At 36.8% G+C, this 24,783-nt stretch carries 24 protein-coding genes; 12 read left to right on the plus strand and 12 right to left on the minus strand.

Annotation, left to right across the window (positions count from 1 at the left end; genetic code table 11):
* Positions 1 to 2: 2 nt before the first annotated feature.
* The 5 genes from nrfD to JR347_RS16220 form a co-directional block, all read right to left on the minus strand.
* Entirely contained in the window at positions 3 to 1,370 is a 1,368-nt protein-coding gene (gene nrfD / locus JR347_RS16200; RefSeq protein ID WP_205721627.1) for an NrfD/PsrC family molybdoenzyme membrane anchor subunit, read from the minus strand.
* A gap of 48 nt (positions 1,371 to 1,418) precedes the next feature.
* Positions 1,419 to 4,481 carry a TAT-variant-translocated molybdopterin oxidoreductase gene (locus JR347_RS16205; protein WP_205723943.1) on the minus strand — a complete coding sequence of 1,021 codons (3,063 nt, stop codon included), beginning with the start codon at positions 4,479 to 4,481 and terminating at the stop codon, positions 1,419 to 1,421.
* A gap of 38 nt (positions 4,482 to 4,519) precedes the next feature.
* Entirely contained in the window at positions 4,520 to 5,767 is a 1,248-nt protein-coding gene (locus JR347_RS16210; RefSeq protein WP_205721628.1) for a c-type cytochrome, read from the minus strand.
* A gap of 251 nt (positions 5,768 to 6,018) precedes the next feature.
* Complete coding sequence (locus JR347_RS16215; RefSeq protein WP_205721629.1) at positions 6,019 to 7,923, minus strand: hypothetical protein; 1,905 nt, start codon at positions 7,921 to 7,923, stop codon at positions 6,019 to 6,021.
* A gap of 147 nt (positions 7,924 to 8,070) precedes the next feature.
* Entirely contained in the window at positions 8,071 to 8,658 is a 588-nt protein-coding gene (locus tag JR347_RS16220) for a methyltransferase domain-containing protein (protein ID WP_205721630.1), read from the minus strand.
* Between the two features lie 85 nt (positions 8,659 to 8,743).
* Between JR347_RS16220 and JR347_RS16225 the strand changes: the two genes are divergently transcribed.
* Positions 8,744 to 9,682 (plus strand): chromosome segregation protein SMC, encoded by a 939-nt coding sequence (locus JR347_RS16225; protein WP_205721631.1) that lies wholly within the window; start codon positions 8,744 to 8,746, stop codon positions 9,680 to 9,682.
* Positions 9,683 to 9,692: 10 nt separating this feature from the next.
* Here the strand turns inward: JR347_RS16225 and JR347_RS16230 are convergent, their stop codons facing one another.
* Positions 9,693 to 10,460, minus strand: a complete 768-nt coding sequence (locus tag JR347_RS16230; protein WP_205721632.1) for a DUF547 domain-containing protein — start codon at positions 10,458 to 10,460, stop codon at positions 9,693 to 9,695.
* Positions 10,461 to 10,639: 179 nt separating this feature from the next.
* On the opposite strand from JR347_RS16230, the gene rpsF reads away from it, so the two are divergent.
* From rpsF to JR347_RS16250, 4 genes are all read left to right on the plus strand, one after another.
* Positions 10,640 to 11,011, plus strand: coding sequence for a 30S ribosomal protein S6 (rpsF, locus tag JR347_RS16235; RefSeq protein WP_205721633.1), 372 nt, complete (start codon positions 10,640 to 10,642; stop codon positions 11,009 to 11,011).
* A complete protein-coding gene (gene rpsR / locus JR347_RS16240) occupies positions 11,008 to 11,259 on the plus strand; it encodes a 30S ribosomal protein S18 (protein ID WP_205721634.1) in 252 nt (83 codons plus the stop codon). Before rpsF ends, rpsR begins: the two co-directional genes overlap by 4 nt.
* A 10-nt stretch (positions 11,260 to 11,269) precedes the next feature.
* Positions 11,270 to 11,710: a 50S ribosomal protein L9 gene (gene rplI / locus JR347_RS16245; protein ID WP_205721635.1), complete on the plus strand. Its 441-nt coding sequence runs from the start codon at positions 11,270 to 11,272 to the stop codon at positions 11,708 to 11,710.
* A gap of 120 nt (positions 11,711 to 11,830) precedes the next feature.
* The gene (locus JR347_RS16250; protein ID WP_205721636.1) at positions 11,831 to 13,657 is read left to right on the plus strand and encodes a DUF885 domain-containing protein; all 1,827 of its coding nucleotides are present in this window, start codon (positions 11,831 to 11,833) and stop codon (positions 13,655 to 13,657) included.
* 56 nt (positions 13,658 to 13,713) lie between these two features.
* Here JR347_RS16250 and JR347_RS16255 read toward each other — a convergent pair whose 3' ends face one another.
* Complete coding sequence (locus tag JR347_RS16255; RefSeq protein ID WP_205721637.1) at positions 13,714 to 13,893, minus strand: hypothetical protein; 180 nt, start codon at positions 13,891 to 13,893, stop codon at positions 13,714 to 13,716.
* Positions 13,894 to 14,035: 142 nt separating this feature from the next.
* Between JR347_RS16255 and JR347_RS16260 the strand changes: the two genes are divergently transcribed.
* Entirely contained in the window at positions 14,036 to 15,703 is a 1,668-nt protein-coding gene (locus tag JR347_RS16260; RefSeq protein ID WP_205721638.1) for an alpha-amylase family glycosyl hydrolase, read from the plus strand.
* Position 15,704: 1 nt separating this feature from the next.
* Here the strand turns inward: JR347_RS16260 and JR347_RS16265 are convergent, their stop codons facing one another.
* Complete coding sequence (locus JR347_RS16265; protein ID WP_205721639.1) at positions 15,705 to 16,559, minus strand: universal stress protein; 855 nt, start codon at positions 16,557 to 16,559, stop codon at positions 15,705 to 15,707.
* 108 nt (positions 16,560 to 16,667) lie between these two features.
* Here JR347_RS16265 and JR347_RS16270 point away from each other — a divergent pair, with 108 nt between their 5' ends.
* Entirely contained in the window at positions 16,668 to 17,108 is a 441-nt protein-coding gene (locus tag JR347_RS16270) for a 3-oxoacyl-ACP synthase (RefSeq protein WP_205721640.1), read from the plus strand.
* An 89-nt stretch (positions 17,109 to 17,197) separates the two neighbouring features.
* The gene (locus JR347_RS16275; RefSeq protein WP_205721641.1) at positions 17,198 to 18,409 is read left to right on the plus strand and encodes an MFS transporter; all 1,212 of its coding nucleotides are present in this window, start codon (positions 17,198 to 17,200) and stop codon (positions 18,407 to 18,409) included.
* Here JR347_RS16275 and JR347_RS16280 read toward each other — a convergent pair.
* On the minus strand, positions 18,406 to 18,774 hold the full coding sequence (locus JR347_RS16280; RefSeq protein ID WP_205721642.1) for a hypothetical protein: 369 nt from the start codon (positions 18,772 to 18,774) through the stop codon (positions 18,406 to 18,408). The two genes, JR347_RS16275 and JR347_RS16280, sit on opposite strands and share 4 nt — an antisense overlap.
* On the minus strand, positions 18,771 to 19,316 hold the full coding sequence (locus tag JR347_RS16285) for an RNA polymerase sigma factor (protein ID WP_205721643.1): 546 nt from the start codon (positions 19,314 to 19,316) through the stop codon (positions 18,771 to 18,773). The genes JR347_RS16280 and JR347_RS16285 overlap by 4 nt, the downstream gene beginning before the upstream one ends.
* A gap of 120 nt (positions 19,317 to 19,436) precedes the next feature.
* Here JR347_RS16285 and JR347_RS16290 point away from each other — a divergent pair, with 120 nt between their 5' ends.
* Together JR347_RS16290 and JR347_RS16295 are read left to right on the plus strand one after the other, a co-directional pair.
* Positions 19,437 to 19,823, plus strand: a complete 387-nt coding sequence (locus JR347_RS16290) for a DUF6249 domain-containing protein (protein WP_205721644.1) — start codon at positions 19,437 to 19,439, stop codon at positions 19,821 to 19,823.
* Between the two features lie 3 nt (positions 19,824 to 19,826).
* Entirely contained in the window at positions 19,827 to 22,229 is a 2,403-nt protein-coding gene (locus tag JR347_RS16295) for an ABC transporter permease (RefSeq protein ID WP_205721645.1), read from the plus strand.
* 46 nt (positions 22,230 to 22,275) lie between these two features.
* On the opposite strand, the gene JR347_RS16300 is transcribed toward JR347_RS16295, so the two are convergent.
* Complete coding sequence (locus JR347_RS16300; protein ID WP_205721646.1) at positions 22,276 to 22,737, minus strand: hypothetical protein; 462 nt, start codon at positions 22,735 to 22,737, stop codon at positions 22,276 to 22,278.
* 148 nt (positions 22,738 to 22,885) lie between these two features.
* Between JR347_RS16300 and JR347_RS16305 the strand changes: the two genes are divergently transcribed.
* Complete coding sequence (locus tag JR347_RS16305; RefSeq protein WP_205721647.1) at positions 22,886 to 23,362, plus strand: RNA polymerase sigma factor; 477 nt, start codon at positions 22,886 to 22,888, stop codon at positions 23,360 to 23,362.
* Positions 23,359 to 23,934: a hypothetical protein gene (locus JR347_RS16310; RefSeq protein WP_205721648.1), complete on the plus strand. Its 576-nt coding sequence runs from the start codon at positions 23,359 to 23,361 to the stop codon at positions 23,932 to 23,934. Before JR347_RS16305 ends, JR347_RS16310 begins: the two co-directional genes overlap by 4 nt.
* A gap of 20 nt (positions 23,935 to 23,954) precedes the next feature.
* On the opposite strand, the gene JR347_RS16315 is transcribed toward JR347_RS16310, so the two are convergent.
* Entirely contained in the window at positions 23,955 to 24,710 is a 756-nt protein-coding gene (locus tag JR347_RS16315; protein ID WP_205721649.1) for a DUF3667 domain-containing protein, read from the minus strand.
* Positions 24,711 to 24,783: the final 73 nt, after the last annotated feature.

The raw sequence follows: 24,783 nt of genomic DNA on the forward strand, positions 1-24,783 counted from the left end.
TTTTAATTCTTCTCTTTTAAAGATGATGACTTAATGATACTCTTTACCTCTGCCATGTTTATTACAGGGAAGAATTTAGCGAATAATAAGAACGCAGTAAAGAATAATCCAAAAGTGAATAAGTATACACCTACATCGTATCGTGTAGGATAAAACATCGCCCAACTAGATGGTAGATAGTCTCTGTGTAGGGATGTTACAATAATTACAAAACGCTCGAACCACATACCGATGTTTACTACAATACTTAAGATAAATGTAGCAGCGATATTAGTTCTGATACTCTTCACCCAGAAAAGTTGTGGTGAAATTACGTTACAGGTCATCATGGTTGCATAAGCCCACCAATAAGGACCAAATGCTCTGTTAATAAATGCATACTGCTCTGCTTCAACTCCTGAATACCACGCGATGAAGAACTCCGTTATGTATGCAATACCTACAATTGAACCTGTAATGATGATCACTATGTTCATCAACTCAATGTGGTTGATGGTAATATAATCTTCTAGTTTAAATACTTTTCTTGTTACCAACATTAATGTTAGTACCATGGCAAACCCTGAGAAAATCGCTCCAGCAACAAAGTACGGAGGGAAGATCGTTGTATGCCATCCAGGAATAACTGAAGTAGCAAAGTCAAATGATACGATTGTGTGTACTGAAAGTACAAGTGGTGTAGCTAAACCTGCTAAGATTAATGCTACTGTCTCGTAACGCGACCACGTTTTAGCTGCTCCATCCCATCCAAAACTTAAAGCACCATATACAGCTTTAGAAATTTTGTTCTTAGCTCTATCTCTGATCGAAGCAAAATCTGGGATCAAACCGATATACCAGAATACCAATGATACAGTGAAGTATGTACTAATAGCAAATACGTCCCATAAAAGTGGTGAGTTAAAGTTTACCCACAAAGACCCGAATGTATTTGGTAGAGGCAATGCCCAGTAAAAACCTAACCAAAGTCTTCCCATGTGAAGACCAGGAAAACATGCTGCACAAATTACGGCAAAGATCGTCATCGCCTCAGCCGCTCTGTTAATTGACATTCTCCACTTCTGTCTGAAAAGCAAAAGAATGGCGGAAATTAGGGTACCAGCGTGACCAATACCAACCCACCAAACGAAGTTAGTAATATCCCAAGCCCAGCCAACGGTCTTATTTAATCCCCAAACTCCAATACCTTCCCATAACAATACGAAAACGCAATAAGCTCCTATGGCTAAAGCTCCAAGTGAAATGGCCATGCCCAGCATCCATGATTTTGTCGGCTTTCCTTCTACTTGTCTGCAGATATCTTCCGTAACATCATGAACCGTTTTATTTCCGGTAACCAGAGCTTCACGAACAGATGAAGTAACTTGCATATTTGTTAGTTCTTAGTTTTAATTTCTATCTATTTCCCAGAGCATTGCTTAAGCTTCGCTCTCTTCTTTATTTCTAATCTTCGTTAGGTAAGTAACGTTAGGCTTAACACCTATCTCCTCAAGCACGTGATATGCTCTTGGCTCACCAATTTCCTTTTCTATAATATAGTCAGCTTTCTCCGTATCCTCAATTTTGAGCATTTTGTAGATTCTGCTTTCTTTATCGTTCATGTCTCCAAAAACAATGGCATCTGCAGGGCACGCACTAGCACAAGCAGTATTGATGTCTCCATCATTTGGTCTTCTACCCTCTTTCTTAGCTTCAAGCTTACCATACTGTATTCTCTGAACACAAAGAGAGCACTTTTCCATTACACCTCTAGATCTTACAGTAACATCAGGATTCAACACCATTTTACCAAGATCATTACTCATTGCAGTGTTTACATCCTCGAACTGAGAGTTATCATGGTACTTAAACCAGTTAAACCTTCTTACTTTATAAGGACAGTTGTTAGCACAATATCTTGTACCAATACATCTGTTGTAAGTCATTTGGTTAAGACCTTCGGTGCTATGTGTTGTTGCTGCAACAGGACAAACTGTTTCGCAAGGAGCATTATTACAATGCTGACACATCATAGGTTGGAAGGTAACTTCTGGGTTTTCAGCAGCTACTTCCATTGCTTCGTAGTTATCTACGCTTGCAGAGCTGTAGTAACGGTCGATACGCATCCAATGCATATCTCTACGCATAATTACTTCGTCTCTACCAACTACAGGAATATTGTTTTCAGACTGACAAGCCACATGACATGCGCTACACCCTGTACAAGAGTTCAAGTCAATAGCTAATCCCCAATGATGGTTTTTGTATTTGTGACCTTTCCAAAGACTTAGGTTACCCGGAGAAGTTTCACCAGACTCTTCTTGCCATGTTGATACATGCGGATGATATCTTCCAGCAGAAGGATCTTTTTGATATTTAGAAAGAACAGACTCTTGAATAACAGTCTCTCTTCCCATATACGTTTGATGCGTCTGAGTTTGAGCCACTTGATATTGTTCATCAAGTACCTCCACTTTTGCTGCACCACCTACTAATATAGGATAAGCATCAACGCCTCTACCATCAGCGACTTTACCGGCATTTGTTCTTCCATAACCAACTGCTAAACCAACAGTACCTGGTGCTTGTCCAGGTTGAATAACAACTGGAAGCTTTACAGTTTTTCCACCTGCAGTAAGGTTTACCATATTAGCTTTACCTTCGAAAGCCTTTACACCATTTGCAGTAGCCCATGATTGAGAAACTGTTAAATAGTTATCCCAAGTAGCCTTAGTGATTGGATCCGGCATCTCCTGTAGCCAAGGGTTATTGGCTTGCGTTCCATCACCAATACCAACTTTAGTGTAAACTGCCAACTCAAGATCAGCAGCATTCATTGAAGTTGCCGAACGTGCAGCAGAATTTACATCTCCCGCAAACTCAAAAGTTTGTTGTTCTTCAGATTCAACTTCAACAACACCGTTATATAATGCTTTATCCCAATACATATCGAAGCTGCCACTTACAGGCATTGTGCTTCTCCAAGTATCTCTTAAATAAGTATAGTAATCTTTAGAAGCACCAGACCATGTTAGGAAAGAATCTTGTGCTTGTCTTGTTTTAAAAATTGGAGTAATGGTTGGTTGAGCAAGGCTATAAGAGCCTTTTTTAGGCTCAGCATCGTTCCAAGACTCTAAATAATGATGATCAGGGGCTATGTAATCACAAGCCACAGCAGTTTCATCAGGTCTATCAGAAGTAGACACTTTTAGAGAAACTTTAGCAAGAGCAGCTTTTAGTTCACCTCCTCTAGTGTGATTGTAAACAGGGTTACAGTTGTAGAATACTACAGCCGCAACTTGTCCGCCTTTTGCATCAGTAATGAATTTATCCATAGCTGACGCATTACCTTGACGGAAGTTTGCATGCTTATCTAAATCAATAGTCTTTCCGTAGTTGGAAAGCATACTGTTAATTCCGTTAACCAATGTTTGAACTCCTTCATTATTTGATCCGGAAACAACAATTGATTTACCTTTCGCTTTTAATAAATCAGCTGCAGCTTTGTCGATGTTTGGATATTTACCAGCACCGGAAACTGAAGAACCTCCAGTTTTTGCAGCAACAGCATTATAAAGTGCAGCAACTGCCTTTCCTTCATCTGAAGGCTTAATCATTGTACGGTAATCAGCATTAGATCCCGTTAATGATAAATTAGACTCAAACTGATAGTGGCGAGACATTGTCTTTTTACCATCATTCAGTTTTCTTGTCTTACTATATTGTTTCGTGAATTCAATAGGAGAAATCCATGTTCCTAAGAAATCGGCAGTAAAGCTTACAATTACATCTGCTTTGCTAAAATCGTAAGAAGGTATTGCTCGCTTACCGAATGATGACTCATTTGCGGCCAGCATACCTTCAGAAGAAATAGGATCATAAGCTACATGCTCAGTTGTAGGATATTTTGCCTGGAAATCAGAAATTACCTTTTTAGTTGTTGGGCTCAAAACTGTATTTGAAACAATTCTAATTGCCCCACCTTGCGCAGCAATAGAACCTAACTTGGTCATTACTTCTTTATCAAGAGTTTCCCAGTCGGTATTCTTATCGCCTGCTTTCGGGCCTCTTAATCTTTCATTATCATAAAGAGATAAAACAGATGCATCAACTTGTGCACTTGTTCCTCCCTGCGTTATTTTTGAAAGCTTATTACCCTCGATTTTTATAGGTCTACCCTCTCTTGTTTTGACTACGATGCTACAATAGTCACCACCAGATGCATATGTAGAAGCATAATAGTTAGGAATACCAGGGTCAACATCCACTGGCTTGTTAACGTAAGGAATAGCCTTTCTTACAGGAGCCTCGCAAGCTGCTAACGAAACTGCAGCCACGCCAAAACCCATCAATTTTAGAAAATCCCTTCTTGTGCTACCTTCTCCTTCACCGTTACCAGTAGGTAAAAATTCAGGGAATTCGCTCTCAGCTTTTTTTACAAACTCAGGATCGTTAGATAACTGTTCAATTCCTTTCCAGTATGTCTTTTTATTATCCTTCATCATATTTTATATATCGATGTATATTTTATTTTAATTAATTAGTAATGGCACTTAGAGCACTCTAACCCTCCGATATCTTCTACCTTTAATGCCTCTTTACTTTCCTGTTCGTGAAGTTCCACTAATTTGTCATAGTAATCGTTGCCTTTCGTATTTACATCGGTTTTTCTATGACAATCGATGCACCAACCCATTGTTAATAATGATGCCTGCTGTACAACCTCCATTTCTTTGATTTCTCCGTGACAAGTTTCGCACTCAATGCCACCTACTTGAACGTGTTGTGAGTGGTTGAAATAAGCCAAATCAGGTAGGTTATGAATTCTGACCCATTCAATAGGCTTATCATTTTCTATAGCCGCATATATCTTCTGAATTTCTGGCGACTCAGTTTTGATCGCACTATGACAATTCATACAGATGTTTGGCGAAGGAATGTTCGCACTCTTACTTTTTCTTACACCAGTGTGGCAGTAATTACAATCAATTTCGTACTGACCAGCATGTAATTTGTGAGAGAAGGCTATTGGTTGCTTTGGAGCATATCCTTTCTGAACGCCTACTGCATATAAGTTATTAATAACAACTTTAAATGAGATGGCTGCAAATAAGAATATTACAATAAAGATGAACGGCTTACTCTTAATTAACGAGTCAAAACTAAATGTAGGGTTAACGATTGCTTTATCATCTTCATCTAAATCTTCTTTTTGATTCAGGTATTTTTGAAGAATCGTTGTTATTAATATTAAAACAACAAGGATTAGTACTAATACTATGATTAGACCAATCATTATAGCGTTTATATAAGTAGATGGAACACCTGATCCCTCGCCTCCCGCGGCAACTGCTGCGCCATCAGCAGGAACTGCTGCTACTGCAGGACCTTTTTCAGTCTCATCTTTAATATAAGCTAAAATTGAAAGTATCTGATCCCTTGAAAACGAAGGGAAAGCAGTCATTTGTGTTTTGTTGTATTCTTCATAAAGGGCGTTGGCGTACTCATCGCCACTTGCTATTACTTTAGAAGAGTTTTGAACAAAATTTACGATCCAGTCGATAGAAGGAGCTCTATCATACACATCTTTTAATGCCGGACCAACAAGCTTTTCGTGTACTTTATGACAAGTCTTACAATTTCCATTAAATAATGACTGCCCCTCACTGATTCTCTCCGGTTCAGTAGGTATTTCATCTTGCCCATATGAGCTAGAGCCAATAAATAATAGGGGTAGTGAAAGAGTAAGAAGAATTAAAACGCGTGTAAACAATCTATTTTGCGTCATGTTATTGAATAGTTTTAAATCAAGTAATGCAACCTTACATTACCTTTAACTCGGCACAAATCTAATATTGGAATATTTTATTTCAAACATATTTTCAACCCCATTTTTCCACAGGTGAAACAAAAAGCCATACTAGTCCGTAGTGCTTTTTTAAAATAGCTTTTTTTGCGCCAAAAAAGCTATTTTTATTTCTAATTTAGAATATTTATAAATAATAAAGGTGTGATTTATTTACTTCTGCAGGCTGTCAACTAATCAAAAGTAATAACCTCCGGACGGTTAACTCTAAAGCCGTTGAGTTCCAAATTTCTGGATCCCGAAAAATCGAAATCATAGTTAGCGACATAAGCTGGTGTATTCGGATACCACCCAAATCGAATTTGAAAGGTATTAAAAGCCAAGTTCTCGTTTCTAAACCTTAAACCAACTCCATACCCTTGATATAAGGTATTATCAAATAGTCTTTCCTTAGTATTATCAACCATGGCAAAATCGAGAAATCCAAAAACAGCCATTCTAAATCCAGCAAAGTAAATAGGGGTAAATGCTACTGTCTCCATTTGAAAACTAATTTTCTTAGTACCTCTTAGTGTAACATCACCCAAGCCCCGCACTCCTCTTTCATCATTAATATCGATAAACTCGGTACTAAATCTGTTGATGCCATACGTGTATTTGAATCTGAAAAACTGCCTTAGATTGGTTCTTCGTATGCGATACAGAAAGCTGAAATAATCTACCTGAACTTTCAGAACACCTTGTTCAAGTTCCTCATTCTCAATAAAACTACCGAATGTAATACTAGGGCGAATAAACCCGACACGATCAAAATACTCACCGTATGCCAATTGAGAACCAAAATAGGTTCTGGTAGTAAATGTATTGTTTTCTCTACCCAGCGTAAGTTCTGCTAAATATCCCAATGGAATATCTTCGGTTCTACCGAAGCCTAATATAAGGCTGCTTCTATCAAACTTTCTTCTTGCAATACCTACAGACAATAATCTTGTATAGCTATCAACAAACACCTGATTAGTGTCCGGAGTAGTGATTGGGCGCTCAATAAAATCATTTACCACATAAGCTCCTGCCACCTGAAAGTTGGTTCTGCTACCATCTTCATCTTCATGAATCAAAAAAGATCTACCATACCAATAGTCCTGAAAACTAAGTCGCGTATTAAACACAATAGTTGTATCGATAAAAATTCTTGCGTTAAGCCTTCTTTCCTGTGCTATTTCTATGCCACCCGCATGTTTGGTTTCAGGTGTGATGAAGTTCCTAAAAAACTCAATTCCTCTTCTATCGAATTCGAACGACCGGCCTAATGTCAACTCGCCAGTAATAAAAGTACCTTTGATATTATTGGCTCTGTATGTACCTAAATAGCCTAAATTTGGTTTGCCATCAGTTGTATATGGAAACTCATTTTCAAACTCATAACCTAAACCTAAAAAATTCCTGTCGGTAATGGTGAAATCAAAATTCTCCGGATCGCTGTAAGAAGCTGACCCAGTAATATTCCATACATCTTTGGTGATCACTAGTATGTCTACTTGAAATGTTCCTTTAATAGGCACAATATACACCCTGGCATCTCTAAGGAAAGGCAACCTACGCAAAATACGTTCTGTATCGCGAAGAATCTCCTCATCCACCTCGTCACCTTCTTTAATTAGTAAATTATTCCTCACAACAAACTCACGAGTAGTGGCATGAGTTCTATTTCCAAGTTTTGAAAAGGTATCTTTTGCGCTGCTGGTTGTATCAGTAACTTTAGTGCCAAAAGGGTCTAACCTTTTAATTTGTATTTTATTTATTACCCTACCATTGTATAATTCAAAATCATCAGTTGGTCCATCAAATGACTTTATAGATGATTTAGGTTTGCTGGTATCGTTGAAAAACAAATCATACAGCTCTTTTGTAACTTTTCTTTTTGATAGTTTCTCCTTTAATTTTTTATAGAATTCAGCACTCCGTCCCTCTCTGTCTTTTTTAAGTTTAGCCACCACGGAATCAGGCAAGTAAAAAATTGTATCTCTTTTTACATAAATAGAAGTGTCGCTGAGAACGAGGAAAGACTTACCCTTTACATGGATACTATCTGTACCAGCAACCTTGCCTTTGCGTTGTGCAAAAACTAAGGCACTCATAAGAAGTATTAGCAATATGAGTGTTGATCTAAGCAATAGAGAACGCGAATAAATAATTAGACATAATATAAACCACAATGATATTGCATAACCTACTTAGACATATGAGAAAGTTGTCAAAATTGAAATATTAAGATGTGAACGATCTTAATGACCAATTCTTATAAACAACTCTCGCCCATCTCTAGGTTTTATAGAATTATAGCAAGGTTCGATTGATACGTTTTTGAAATACTTGCTAAAAAGGCTTTTATACTCTTCCAAACTCCCTCCAAACGGAGGATGATTATCATTTAAAGGGTCATCAAATAATAATCCGACAAGTTTTCCATTCAAAGATAACAGCTTCTTTACTTTCTCGGCATATTTAATTCTTTCTGATGGGTGCAAGGCGCAAAAAAAAGTCTGTTCGATTATTAAATCAAAAGTATCATCCAATAAAAAAAAATCGCCATGTATAACATGCTTGTATGGAAATTCAGGGTTTTTCCTTTTGAATTCTTCTAATGGAAGCAGACTAATATCTAGGATATAAACATTCTTAAATCCCAAATCATGCAAGTAGGCTGCCTCATAGGCATTGCCGCAACCAGGAATAAGAATTTTCAATTCTTTGTTGGCAAGCTGATCGAAATACTCTTTCAGTGGAGTGGATACAGAGCCGATATCCCACTGAGTTTGATGATTTACATAACGATTCGACCAATAGTCCTCTTCAAAGTGTACAGGTGCCATTTAACATTAAATAATTACAATTGATTGTTAAACTATTGAATAGTCTTTAATAAACAATATTTTTGCTCAGATTACGAAACTGACAATGGAAGAACAAAAAGAAAATCAAAATCAGCCCTCAAATAAACTACCTGAGAACAAGAGCAATAAGAATCGAATTATTGTTATCGTGCTCTCTCTAATAGTAATTGCTCAGGCCATTAAGATTTATTTAGATCATCAAGAAAACACGAAGCAGGAAAATCAGCTAATTAATACTGAAGAAGAGCTTGCCACTACCATGCAAAAGCTCACAGATATTAGTGCTGAATTGGATGAAAAAATTGCTGAAATTGAGAAGTTAGGTGGCGATGTTGAAGAGTTACAGAAGGCTAAGGCCGATGTAGAAGCTGAGCTTAACAGAACCAGAAAAAGAGACCGACAGGCCATTGCAGATTTAAAAGATAAAGTGGAAGGCTTTCAGGAGTTACTAAAGTTAAAAGATGAAGAGATTGTGAAGTTGAAAGAGCTCAATGAAGAATTACTCACCGAAAATACCACATTAAAAACTGAGAAAAACGAGTTGTCCACTACCATTCGAGAGATCAACCAATCGAAGGAAGCACTTGAATCGAAAGTAGCAATTGCATCTCAACTTAAAGCAGAGAATTTTCAAATATTGGCTGTTAACGATCGTGGTAAAGAACGTGAGATGCCCGCCAAGAGCCGTCAGGTGGATAAAATTAAGGTCTCCTTTAATATTGCTGAAAATAATGTAGCTCCTATTGAAGGAAAGAACATATTAGTAAGAATAGTTGACCAGAAAGGTCAGGTTATTTTCGATGTGGCTAAAGGCTCAGGTACATTCATGTACAATAACAAAGAAGAGTTTTACACTGCCAACCAGGAGATATTATTCGACAACTCTAAGCAGCGTTTAACTTTTGAGTATACTAAAGGCTCCGAATATGAAGAAGGGCTTTACACGCTTGAAGTTTACACTGATGACTACAAAATGGGTTCTAGTAAGTTTGAAATAAAGTGATTTCTTGAATCTACTTTACATCATTTAAACCCCAATCATAATCTAGGAAATCGACATCAGCATTTTCATTAATCTGAATGTTTGAATATTTGTTTAGGTAAGATATTAATGTGCCACTTTGCTTAAAATCACCTTTAAACCAGCTGAATATTTTTGAAACCCTGGGGTTATTCTCAGTGATGACGTTACGCTGTTTGTCATTGATAAACGCTCTTGCCTGCTCATCCAATTGTTTATCTAGCTGCTCGGCAGTATAAGCCTCATTTCTTAGCGGTGGGCATGAAACCGATGCACAGTTTATAGCAAAATGTATTCGAGGTTCATTGAATTCCTTTCTTAGAATTTTATGTTCAATCTCATCGAGGCTCATTTCCAAACCCCCAATTTTGAAAAACTTCTTATGCCAAACAGTATTTAACAAAGGAATGTGAATAGTAGGATGTAAATCAGTAATGCTTTCTACAGGATAATTATCAATAATTAACTTAAGCGTAAATGCATTATACGCATTAATCCAATAAGCAAGTTTTTCGTTTTTAGACCAATTCTCTGTTGGCGGGTTTTCACTTAAAATATGAAGATATTCTAAAAGTTCTTGCTGGTTCTTTTTTAAGCCGTCATAATCAACCATATCTCCTTTTACATGCTGATCTAAAACATTATTGAATAAACTATGACTTGGTGGACTTGTTTTTACATCAGTTCGTTTGTTGGCATTACAACCGGCTGTGGTAGACAGAATAATCGATAATAATAAAATGTAATGAAAGCGCTTCATGTATCAATTTTACGACTATTTCGGATGAACTGATACATCAAAACGATACAATGTCTGCCCAATGACTTTGTTAATATCATATCAGATATTTCAACCAATCCGATTAATTCTTAAACTCTTTTTACAATTAGTAGATATTTGATTAAGTTTGCACCTCAAATTTTTTAACTAATACAATTATGAACAATTACGAGACGGTATTCATTTTAAATCCCGTTTTATCTGAAGAGCAGATGAAGGATACTGTCAAGAAGTTCGTACAGGTGATCAAAGATGCAGGCGCAAAAGTGATCAATGAAGAGCAGTGGGGCTTGAAGAAATTGGCTTACCCAATTCAGCACAAGTCTACTGGTTTTTACAACCTAGTCGAATTCGAGGCAGCCTCTGAAGCAGTAGATAAACTGGAGACAGAATTCAGAAGAGACGAAGCAGTGATGAGATTCTTAACAGTATCTTTAGACAAACACGCTGTTGCGTACAATGACAAAAGAAGAAACGGAGCATTCCGTAAAGACAAAAAGAAAGCAGCTAAGGAGGAGCCAGTAGCATGACATTAATGAACGAGCCTATTAACAGAGGCGAACAAGGAAAGAAATACTGCCGATTCAAAAAGAATGGCATTAAGTATATTGATTACAAGGATCCTGACTTCCTATTGAAGTTTGTAAATGAGCAAGGTAAAATTTTACCAAGAAGATTGACTGGTACTAGCTTGAAATTCCAGAAGAAAGTTTCTCAGGCAGTAAAAAGAGCAAGACACTTGGCATTATTACCTTACGTTACTGATTCACTAAAATAAGATCTGAATTATGGAAGTAATATTAAAAGACGACATACAAGGTCTTGGCTATAAGAATGATACAGTAACTGTAAAGCCAGGATATGCTAGAAACTACTTAATTCCTCAAGGTTTTGCTATTATCGCTAACGAGGCTAACAAAAAAGTAGTTGAAGAGAATATTAAGCAAGCTGCGCACAAAGCTGAAAAGTTGAAGAAAGATGCTGAAGAAATCGCTAATAAAATGGGCGATCTTACTTTGGAAATCGGAACAAAAGCTGGCGAGAGCGGTAAAATCTTTGGTGCTATCACTACTATTCAGGTAGCTGAAGGATTAAAGAACAAAGGTTTTGACATTGACAGAAAGAAAATCTCTTTCAACCCTATCAAGCAAGTAGGTGACTACAAAGCAATGATAGATTTACACAGAGATGTTCAGCACGAAATTTCTATTAAAGTAGTAGCTGAGTAATTCTTTCCAACCGGAATTAAAAGCCCTGATTTAAGTTTGAATCAGGGCTTTTTTTATGTGCTCATTTGCCTATTCAAGCACGATTGACTAGCTTCATCGCCCTAAACAAACCCAACATATATGAGAATTAAACTTTTATTGAGCATTGCTCTGTTTTCATTCGTAATTCAGGCCTGCACCCAAAGCCCAGAAACGAAAGAGAAAACTTACAGTGCGGAAGAAATAAAGCAAGAAACGGCTAAAGCAAATGAATTTTTTGAGGAAGCATTTCAAACTGCTTTGGAAAGATCTCCTATGCAGCAGAGCTACCTTGGAATTAAAACAGACTATGGCCAATGGGATGATTTATCAGACGAACATGCTCAGGAAGGTTTAGAGATTACAAAAAAACAGCTTCAATATTTGCTCGACTCTATTAACCCCGATGCATTAGATAAGCAAGCCAAAATTAGCTATCAGCTATTTAAAGAGGATGCTGAAAATGAGATAGCTGATTTTAAATGGCGTTTTCATAATTACCCCGTAAACCAAATGTTCGGTATGCACTCGCAAGTACCATCATTTCTAATCAATATACATCAGGTATCCGATTCAAGTGATGCAGCCGCATACATATCAAGGCTCAATGGCGTTTCAACGTTATTTGATCAATTAGTTACTGGTCTTAAAACAAGAGAAGAAAAGGGTATTGTACCGCCAAAATTTGTCTTTCCATATGCCATTGAAGATTCTAAAAATATCTTAAAAGGTGCACCTTTTGAAAAAGGTGAACCAAGTACCATACTTGCCGATTTCACCAGAAAGGTTGAAGCACTTGAACTTGATGATGCTACTAAAAAGAAATTGATTGAAGAGGCTAAATCTGCTCTTAACAATTCTGTTAAACAAGGCTATGAAAAGCTAATCTCATTCCTTGAAGAACAAGAAACACGTGCAACTACAAAAGATGGAGCTTGGAAATTCCCAGAAGGAAAAGAGTTCTATGATGTTGCACTGCAACGCACTACCACTACTGATCTTACAGCAGAAGAAATTCACCAAATAGGCTTAGATGAGGTTGAAAGAATACATGGTGAGATGCGCAAGATTATGGAGCGGGTAAACTTCAAAGGAGATCTGCAAGCATTTTTTACGTTTATGCGTGAAGAGCCAATGTTTTACTACCCTAACACGGATGAAGGGAAAGAACAATATTTGGATAGTGCCAAGGCTATTATCGATAATATGGAAAGCAGATTGGATGAATTATTTATCACCAAACCAAAGGCTCGTATTAAAGTAAAAAGAGTGGAGAAGTTTAGAGAGAACTCAGCAGGCAAAGCATTTTACCAAGCTCCGGCACCTGATGGATCGAGACCTGGAACATATTATGCCAACCTGGCTAACACCAAAAATATGCCTAAATACGAAATGGAAGCATTAGCCTACCATGAGGGAATTCCCGGCCACCATATGGACAGAAGTATTGCACAAGAGCTTACAGACATTCCTAAGTTTAGGAAATTTGGTGGTTACACGGCCTATGTAGAAGGTTGGGGACTTTACAGTGAGTTTATTCCTAAAGAAATGGGATTATATGCTAACCCATATTCAGATTTTGGAAGGTTAGCTATGGAATTATGGCGTGCATGTAGGTTGGTTGTAGATACAGGAATCCATCTTAAAAAATGGACTCGAGAAGAAGGTATTGAATACTACATGACCAATACATCTGGCAGTGAACGTGAATGTGTTAGAATGGTTGAAAGACATATAGTTATGCCTTCGCAGGCAACTGCCTACAAAATAGGGATGCTTAAAATATTGGACTTACGCTCTATGGCAATGGAAAAGCTAGGTGATAAATTTGATTTAAGGGAATTTCATGAAGTCGTTCTTACAAGTGGAGCCATTCCTCTTAATACGTTAGAGGAACTAGTAAATAATTGGGTAGAATCAAAAAAATGAGAAATAATAAAGGCCTGTCTAAACGACAGGCCTTTTGCTTTCCTGTAAAAGGTTTACTACGCCACCTTATATACAAACCTTTCAACGGGAAGAACATAAATTCCTAAGAAATGGGAACAGTAAGCTACCTGACTATCCAATTCATTGATAATGAGAATCTCCCGCTCGTTTAAACCCATTTTAAACTTAGAACCAACTTTTAATTGTTTAACCTGAACTCTTTCTGGTGATATCATATCCGCCAACTTTATAGAAGCAAATTGGCACTTCAATCATTGAGATGAAATAAGTAAAAACACTTAATTTACATGGTAAAATCTTGAATAAATTAAAGATGTGCTACTTGCACCAATCTAGGTAAGTTAAAGAAGCTATACAATGAAGAGAATATTAGGGCTGATAATCATTACAACTTTTTGTTGTATTACGAGTTGTGACTATTCGAAACAAAACCAGGAAAGCTCACAGCAGTTGAGTGATGAGGCAGAATCATCAAAATTTGATTGGAATACCGCTTCCATCTATTTTCTGCTAACTGACAGGTTTAATAACGGTGACAGTACTAATGACATAAACTTCAATAGAACTAAAGAAACTAGTAAACTCAGGGACTTTATGGGAGGTGATGTAAAAGGTATCACCGAAAAAATTAAGGATGGATATTTCACCAATCTCGGCATTGATGCCATTTGGTTTAGTCCTGTGTTTGAGCAAATACGCGGGTATGTAGATGAAGGGTCAGGCGTTACCTATGGCTTCCATGGGTATTGGCCTAAGGATTGGTCAGCTCTTGAACCTAACTTCGGAACAAAAGAAGACATTAAAGAAATGGTGGCTGCCGCGCATGAGAAAGGAATACGTGTATTAATGGATGTAATTATCAATCATACAGGACCAGTAACTGATAAAGATCCTGTGTGGCCTGCTGATTGGGTTAGAACTGAACCACAGTGCACCTATCAAAGCTATGAAACTACTGTAAGCTGTACCTTAGTTAAAAACTTGCCTGATGTTCTCACAGATTCTGAGGAAGAAGTTGAAATACCATTACAATTAGCTGAAAAATGGCGAAATGAAGGTCGGTATGAACAAGAGGTAGCAGAACTGGATGCCTTTTTCAATGCTACAGGGTTTCCGCGTTATCCAAAATACTATATCATAAAATGGTTAATTGACCTCATCAAAGATTATGGTATTGATGGTTTTAGGGTAGATACGGTAAAACATGTAGAAGAAGATGTATTTGATGAACTAGCTAACCTTGCCCAAAAAGCGTTTGAAGATTGGAAAAAAGCTAATTCTGATGCGGTTTTAGACGATGAAGAATTTTTTATGCTAGGAGAAGTATATAACTATGGCATATCAGGTAAACAACAATTTAATTTTGGTGATAGTGTGGTAAACTACTTTGACAACGGTTTTCAAAGCCTTATCAATTTTGAGTTTGTTTGGGATTGCAAGCAAATGGAATACGAAGCATTATTTAGCAAGTACGACAGTATTTTAGCTACTGAAGAGATGAAAAATATTGGTATACTTAATTATATTGACTCCCACGATGATGGGAATCCTTATGATGGCGCCAGAGAAAAACCTTACGAATCTGCTAACAAATTGTTATTAACACCCGGTGGTGCTCAAATTTATTATGGAGATGAAACTGCACGCTCGTTAGTCATTGAAGGTACCGAAGGGGATGCAACTTTACGATCATTTATGAATTGGGATGATCTGAAGCAAGCGGAGACAAAAGCCATCTTAACTCATTGGCAAAAGTTAGGTAAGTTCAGACAAATGCATCCAGCAATTAGTAGAGGTGAACACGCCATGTTGAATGAAAGCCCCTATACATTTTCTCGGAAGTTAGGGTCTGATAACGTTGTTATTGCTTTAGAGGCTCAGCCTGGAGAAAAGACCATTCATGTAGGTGGGGTATTCGAAAATGGACAGGAAGTAACTGATTATTATTCCAATAAAAAAGCAATAGTAACAGATGGTTCTGTCACTATTGCTTCGGATTATAATACTGTATTACTGCAGCTTTAGGTTAGATATTATGTAAGTTAATCGCCATTACTGGAATACTCGATCGCTTGCTTAATTCCTCAGTAGTACTCTCAGTGAATATACTTAATAGTCCTCCTGATGCATGAGTAAGTAATGCAAGCATAGAAGCACCCGTTCCTAAGCAGTATGCAATAAGCCCTTGCTCTTTATCATCATTCTGAGTGACTTTAAGTGTATAGTTTTCAAACTTATATTTATCTACAAATGATTTCACTTTTTTCTCAATAGCCGCTTTATCGCTATCAAGATCTGCTACATGAACTAAATGTAACTTCCCTGAAACATTCTTAGCAAAAGAATTTAAGAATTTAGCAGCTTGAAGAAAATTATCTTCGTCATCATGCTCTAAATCTATACCTACTACAATCTTTTTAAAGTCGTTATCGTTATAGTCACCTTTTACAGAAATTACCGGGCAGGAAGCTCCCACAATCATTTGTTCGGTGTGATTTCCACTAAAAAACTCATCTGCACTTTCTTCCCCTGAAGTAGCAATAACAGCTAAATCTATAGCCTGTTCTCTTATGTATTTTTTAAACCCATCTTCAAAATCCTCATCATAAACCTGGTAATTTACTTTCACAGAAACCCCATGTCTAGAAGCTATTTCCGCCAAGCGCTGATGGTTTTTTCTGGCTAATTTTAACGTGTAAAGATCGTTTTCTGAACCACCAGCATCTATTTCACCAGTGGTGGAGAATGTTGGCCCAAAAGGGTGATCCATGAAATTGACTAAATACACTTCGGCATCCGCACGTCTGCCAATATCAACAGCTAGTTTAAGTGCACTTTCAGATAACTCTGAAAAATCTGTTGGAACTAATATTTTTTGCATGTTTTTTCGGTTTTGTGATGTTTAAAAGATACCAAAATTGAAAAGTAAAACATAGTAATCTCACTAAATAATGTTAAGAGTACATACATTTGCAGCCAATTTTTAACAATGAAGAAACAAGTATTAGCTGCTTGTAAACAGGCGGTAACATCTAAGCTAGCGGATTTAAAGAATCAAATAAAGGACTTGCAGGAATCTGCCAATGAAGATTCTAAAAGTGCCATGGGCGATAAGTATGAAACAGGTAGAGCTATGGTGCATTTAGAGCAGGAAAACCTAATGACCAGATACACTGAGTTGAGTAACCAGCTTGAAATCCTGAATGCTTTAACAACAGAAGATACCAAAATCATTCAAAATGGTTCTCTTATCATTACCGATATGGGTATATTTTATATGAGTATAGGCTTAGGAAAAATAGATATTGAAAATTCTTCAGTATTTGCAATAGCTCCTAATTCACCGATTGGTCAGGAACTAATTGGTAAAAGTGCTGGAATGAATGTTACTGTAAATGGCCGCACTTACAATATAAAGGATGTGAAGTAATTCATCAGTTTGATGAATGGTGGTATAGATTCTTTTTATTAATGGCTAAACATTAATGGCCATAAAAGGCCTATCTTCACGGCCAGTAAATGACGAAAGAAAGAATCCTTTTATTAGTCCTGGCCTCTGCCCTATTTTCTCACATCATGGACTTTATGATCATGATGCCACTGGGACCACAATTAATGAGGCTTTTTGATATCACTCCTCAGCAGTTTAGTTTTTTGGTTTCGTCATATACCTTTGCTGCAGGCGCCTCAGGGTTCTTTGCAGCTTTTTTAATTGACAGATTTGATAGAAAAGTCTTTCTCATTTTTGTGTATACCGGATTTGCGCTAGGCACGCTTGCATGTGCTTTTGCCCCCACCTATGAGGTATTATTAATCACAAGATCAATAGCCGGAGCTTTCGGAGGTGTGTTAGGCGCATTAATTCTTTCCATTGTAAGCGATGCAATTCCATTAGAGAGAAGGGCTGCAGGAATTGGTTTTGTAATGGCTTCTTTCTCTGTAGCATCTGTATTCGGGGTTCCTTTTGGACTTTATTTAGCAACGCTATTTAGCTGGCATGCACCATTTTTATTTTTAGGGAGTTTTAGCCTGGTTGTTATGGTATTCATTATATACTATGTTCCCATGATGTCAGACCATCTGGAAGGTGAAAACTCAAAACAGAATCCGCTTGAGATTATTAAAAAAGTGTTGGGTAAAAAAAATCCATTGATGGGATTATTATTCACATCAATACTGATGCTTGGGCATTTCACTGTAATCCCCTTTATTGCGCCTTATATGGTAGGCAATGTGGGCTTCACAGAACAAGAACTAACATATATTTATCTTGTTGGTGGTGGCTTAACCATCTTCTCCTCTCCCATGGTCGGAAAATTTGCCGATAAATATGGCCGCTTAAAAACATTTACCATTTTCGGAATTTTGGTACTTATTCCAGTATTAGTTATCACGCACTTAAACCCTGTTCCACTATGGCAGGCACTCATTGTAACAGGTGTGTTTTTTATAATGGCAAATGGCCGAATGGTGCCATCTACAACCATGGTAACTTCAGTTATCAAACCCGAAAATCGAGGTAGTTTTATGAGTCTTAGGTCGAGCGTTCAACAAATTTCCTCTGGATTAGCTGCACTCTTAGCTGGTGCCCTAATTACTGAAACCCCATCAAAAGTAACAGAAGGGGCAAAAGCACTTATTGGTTATGAAAATGTAGGCTATGTTGCTGTTTTCTTTAGTATCATTGCCATTTTTGTTGCCAGAAAATTAAGAGCAGAAAAAGGCGCTTAGCTTTCTTTGGCAATGTACTTTTTCTCAATTGCTCTGAACACAAAATAGAGTGCGCTAAAAATAAGGGTATATGCAAGCCAATTACTTAATCCTGAGTTGATACTTGGTTTGGTTAAAATTAAAAACAGAACCAGCGCCACTAACCCCATAAAACCAACAACAGAATAAAGAATCAGCATTTCTCTTCTCGACTGTTTTTTGGCTTTTTCTAATTCACCGGAAAGATTTTTAATGAAATGTGTCGAGACTTTATAGTCTTTAATTTCACTGCTTAGGTCTTTGTATAAATGCTCATACAATTCTTTATCCTTCTCCTTATCGATAAGCCCTGCATCTATTAACTCCTGTAGTTCTTGCTCAGTCATAACTCCTCCTTTTTTAAAAACTGCTCTAATTTTTCTTTTAATAGTTTTCTAGCCCTAAATAAATGGCTCTTTATTGTGCCTTCCGGTAACCCTGTTACTTCTACTATTTCAGGATATGTCATTTCCTTTAGATGGTAGAGTGTAATTACAGTCCTGAAATGCACAGGAAGTACATTAATAATCTTGTTTAAATATTCTTTTGAGTCTATCCTAATTGCCTCCTCCTCCACTGATGCTACTGACTCATCATCAATTTTAGATTCGTTCAGATCAACATACCTCTTTTTCTTTTTAATAAAATCAACACTCATCCTAAATGCAATAGTTGCTATCCAGGTAGAGAGTTTTGATTGAAAGTTAAACTCATCCAATCTATTATAAACCCTAATGAATACATCCTGACATACTTCTTCGTGATCTTCCTGGCTCTGAATAACCCTGCCTACCATATGCGCAACTAACGTTTTATGGTTATCCACCAAATACTCAAAAGCCTTGGTATTACCGTTAAGTACTTGCCGAACTAAATCCTGATCATTCATTCAATGGTGAGACTGCAATACAATCTTCAATGTTGCACATGGTTCAAGAAATAAGTTAGTAAAAGATTTTTAAAAAATTTTACTCTTAACTGCAACATTCATTTGAGGTACACATGTCTTATGGGCAGATACAACGAAAAACGTAAGGATATGAATATTTATGAAGTTTTAATGCCAATAGCCGTCTTAGGAAGTATGAGTGTTGGTGCAGTATTATTTACAAAAACGTTAACTGACTATTTTCTAAGAAAGAAGATGGTTGAAAAGGGATATGTAAATCCTGAAAATGATGTACTACTTAAAAAACACAGTAATGCCAATAAACTCAGTTCGCTGAAGTGGGGATTGTTGATACTATCTGCCGGTATAGGTTTAGTAATTATTGATGGCGTGAGTTTTAAAGATGAGTCTACTTTACCTTTTGGGATTTTCGCTATTTCCGTGTCGATTGGCTTCTTGGTGTACTTCGTACTTGCCAGAAGAATGTCCGATGAAGAAAACAACTAAGCCATGATTAGAAATTACATTAAAACCGCATTCAGAAGCTTTTTTAAGAATAAAGCTTTTTCAGCCATCAATATTTTTGGTTTATCTCTAAGCATGGCTGTATGCTTAATCATAATTATGCTTGTAGGCGATCAGATGAGTATGGATCGATATAATAAAAAAGCTAATAATATTTATCGCATTAACATGCAGCGTTTGCATGAGCCTGGCCCCTTTAATGTACTGGCCACTACACCTATACCACTGGGCAATGAGCTGATAGAAAATTACTCCGGTATTAAGAATTACTGTAAGATCAGAAGAGGGTTTGGTAATGATTGGGTAGGAATAGAAAATGACCTAAACATTCCTTTAGGTGGTTTTTTTGTATCACCATCATTTTTGGAAATATTCCAACTAGAACTTGAGGCTGGAAATGCTTCCACTGCTCTGGCAGAACCTAACACAGTAGTACTCACTAAAAAGGCAGCCATTAAGCTCTTCGGCAACAACGATCCTATCGGACAAGTGATAGATATGGATAGAATTGGTGAGTATAAGGTTACCGGTGTGATAAAAGATAATAATGAAAAATCCCACATCATTTACGAAGCATTAGCCTCCTTTTCTACTACTCAGTTATTAGAAAAAGACTCATTGATGAACAAGTCTAACGACACCTGGGAGGTTAATACCTCCGGCTGGACGTATATTGAACTGGAAGAGGGAAAAAATGCTAAAGAGGTTCTAAACTATCTAGCTGAAATAGATGAAAAGTATTACTCTGAAAATGAAGATGTAGATTATCGTTTTCAACTTCAAAACCTTACTGCTATCAATCCCGGTCCGTTATTAGGCAACCAGATTGGCCCTGGCTTGCCGATGCTGTTTGTTTACTTTTTAGGCGGACTAGCACTCATTGTTATGATATCGGCCTGCTTCAACTATACTAACTTAAGCATTGCTAAATCAATTAGTCGTGCTAAAGAAGTTGGTGTTAGAAAGGTATCTGGTGCACTTAAAGGTCAAATATTTGCTCAGTTTATAATCGAATCTGTATTAATCTCACTCTTCAGCTTAATTGTAGCTTATGCGCTTGTGGTAATCATCGAACCGGCCTTCAGCAGTTTAAGTCTGGCTACTATGCTTAAATGGAATCTTTCATTCAGTCCTGCTGTAATCGCCACTTCAGTGGCTTTCGCATTAGCAGTAGGGCTTTTGGCAGGTTTGCTTCCCGCATTTCTTCTATCAGCTTTTCAGCCGATCAGAGTTTTGAAAGATTTAAGCTCCATGAAGCTTATGTCCAAAATGGGCTTAAGAAAAGTTTTACTTACAGGTCAACTAGCATTATCTCTTTTCTTTATACTATCAGTAATAATACTTTACAAACAACTAAATATTCTGGTTTCATCCGACAAAGGTTTTAAAACAGAGAATATCATTAATATTCCACTTGTAAGAACTGATGGTGAAGCCTTTAAAACTGAACTGGAGAAACAATCAGCCATTGAGCAAGTGACATTAGCTTCTCACCTACCGGCTGCGGGCACTACGTATGGCGAAGGCTTCAAAAGAAATCTATCTAACGAAGAATCTGAACTATTTTATTATGTTGTAGATGAAAATTATATCGATGTTATGGGTCTTAAATTAGTGGCGGGTAGAAATATTAACCCAGAGGCTAATTTGAAAAATGAGCATGAAATTATCATTAATGAAAGAGCCATTGAAACATTCAACTTTGAAAATAAACACGATGCACTTGGCAAAGTAATTTATGATGAAGACTCTTCAGAACTTAGTATTGTAGGCATTATTCAAGATTATAACCACCAAAATTTAACGGCAGAAATTAAGCCCATGGCTTTAAGGCACATTCCTACAAGGTTTCATCTGGCTCATGTAAAAATTAATTCCCAGAACCAGGAACTTGGTATTTCCCAAATTGAAGCTTCCTGGAAAACCGTGAATCCGCTAAAACAATTTACCTATGGATATATGGAGGAAGATATTAACGAGTTTTATGATATGACCTTTGGTGATCTCACTAAGATAATAGGGGTTTTCTCTTTCCTTGCTTTATCAATTGCAAGTTTAGGCCTATTGGGTATGGCTATTTATAATACACAAACCAGAGTTAAAGAAATAGCTATTAGAAAAGCATTAGGCGCTTCAGATAATCAGGTGATATATATACTTTCAAAAAGCTTTGGGACTCTATTACTGATATCTATCGTAGTTGCTATTCCGCTAACGATAGTTGTCAATAACTTATGGTTAGAATCCATCGCCTATCGGGTTACAATCTCACCAGAGATTATACTATCAGGCACATTTATATTGTTGATAATAAGCGCACTTACTATAGGTTCTCAGACGATTAAAACAGGAAAGATGAACCCTGCGAGTAATTTAAAAAATGAATGATGTTGTTTTGTGAATACTATACCTGCCAGCTTGCCTGGTGGGTATTCTATTCAAAATAAGAAGTGGTACTTTCTTCAGCATTGTTTCTGGCAAACTCTGCCACTTTATTCAATCGTAAGTTTTTAATTAGATTTCCATCCGGGCTTTTCCATACACCACGAATTTCTCTGGCAAAATCCAACTCTTCAGAAACAACTCTAGCCTCCACGGCCGCCACATAGTTGTTTTCAGAATCATAAACGATCACACCTAACCCTGCTTTGTCAGCAGATAATCTACCTCTAATAAGGAAAATGTCGCCTGAGTTTATAACCATATATGATCCTGAAATTAAATATCCCGTTAGCTGAATATTTAATTCTATCTTTTCATTACTTCCTAAACTACCTGAATAATAAAATCTGGTATTTGAAGCAGCAGGATCGTCAACTTGAGCAAAAACACTGGTTGTAAGTAGTAAACCAACTACTAAAAAGAATGTGTTTAATATAGATTTAGTCGAAATCATAAGATTTGTAAGGTGTAAAAGTACCCTTAAATTAGCTTTGTTACAATGGTAGTTCTGATTTCGGATGATGAAAGATATTAAAAAAATAGCGATCCTTTGTAAGAAAACAGAAATTAAACATACAATTCACGCAAACTAAGGGAGATAATTGAGCAAGAGTCAGCAAGAATTTCTTGAAATGGTTGATAAGTATCAACGTGTTATTCATAGTGTATGTCGTATGTATACTGATAATACAATTGAGCACGAAGATTTGTTTCAGGAGATTTTAGCGCAGTTGTGGAAAGGTTATCAGCGATTTAATTTTGAATCTAAAGTTTCAACCTGGATTTACCGCGTAGCACTTTACACAGCGATAACGTACATAAAAAAGGTGATGCGAGGAAGAGAAGCCCTTAAGCATATTAGCTTCTCCGAAGCAGACAATCAAAAAGAAACTGAATCGGATGAAGAGCTTTTGAGAATGGCAATTCAAAAGTTATCAGAATCTGAAAGAGCCTTTGTCGTGTTGTACTTAGAGGATATGAGCTACAAGGAAATGGCGGATATTTTAGGTATTAGCGAAAGTAATGTTGGAGTGAAGCTTAACCGAATTAAGCAAAAGTTAAAAACCATTATGACTTGAGTATGGAATTAGAGCAATTAAAAGGGAAAATATTAGAAACTGATGTGTCTTATAGCAAGTCTGAGCTGGAAGATATTTTTAAGATAAAAACGCAATCTGCCGTTCAGCGAATTAACCGAACAATGTTGATTGACGCTCTAGTAATGATTGGTCTTACCGCTCTGCTTGTTCTAATTACTTTTTATTTGGGATTGAAGAGTAGGTATGTGGTAAGTAGCCAAATTATAGGTGCTGCGGCTATACTGCTCGTCCACTATAAAATAAAATACCGATTAATTAATGTCTTTAATCCAAACCTGAGTGTTATTGAAAACGCTCAAAAAACTTATAACTATCTTAAAAGATATTGCTTAGCGTATTACATTATTACTCCATTACTCACGCTCAGTCTCAGTTTTAATTTGTACTTACAACTAAACCTTGATTGGTCGACCACTTCAATATTTTTAGTTCTGCTGGGTATTACGATTATTACATTAGCATGCACTCATTTGATAGTAAGAATCATTTATTATAACCCAAAAAATAGGATTAAAACGATAATTCTCCAATTCAACAACCTCAGTGTATAGTTCTTTTTGTACAAGAAAGTCTAGCTCATATAAAAAATGGCTACTGTTATACCTGTAACAAAAATTAATAGCAAGTACCCAACTAAATACGAGAATAAGCCTTTAAAAAAATTCCACCATTTATTACCCGCATATGTCATGCTACACACATAGGCAAAAAATATGAAATTAATTAATGCCACTTCAGTTTGTATTGAATAAGCGAAATAGTACAATAGAAATAAGGATAATATTGAAAAGACAAATACCTGAGCATTGCTGTATACTAAGACCACCAAATGCTCTATATAATTAAAGCCCTTTTTCCTAAAAAACAGGAGCTGTGGAATCGCAATCACAGGAAATAATGCAAAGGTCATAAGCCTGAAATTATTTGATATCCAGTTCATCAAGTCTTCATTTAATTGCTCCTGCTTTGCTGTTAGTTTTTGATCTTGGGCCATAAGCTCCTGAGTGCTCTGTGTTAGATCACGCATGTCAATCTCAAACGCAGACATTAGTAAAACGAAAACGGTGAGCATCCAAAAAATATAAGCAACAGGCCCCATGTAGTAGGTTCTGTTTCCGTTGATGTAAGTATTTACTACTCTTCCAGGTTTAGTGAATAAATGAATTAAAGTACGGCTAAACTTAGTATCAAACCCAAATACACGCTGGTAAAATTCTTGAAAAACTGTCTTGAAAGTGAGTCTATTGTTAGTTACTGGATTACCACATTTGTGGCAATACTCTCCTCTTAGCTCCTCACCGCAATTAATACAATTAGTTGGTTCCATAATTTCAGATTAAGCAACAAGATACTAATTGATATTAAAATTTAAACACGTTTCTATTATTTCGTATTTGCTA

The sequence above is a fragment of the Fulvivirga lutea genome (assembly GCF_017068455.1).
Taxonomy (GTDB): domain Bacteria; phylum Bacteroidota; class Bacteroidia; order Cytophagales; family Cyclobacteriaceae; genus Fulvivirga; species Fulvivirga lutea.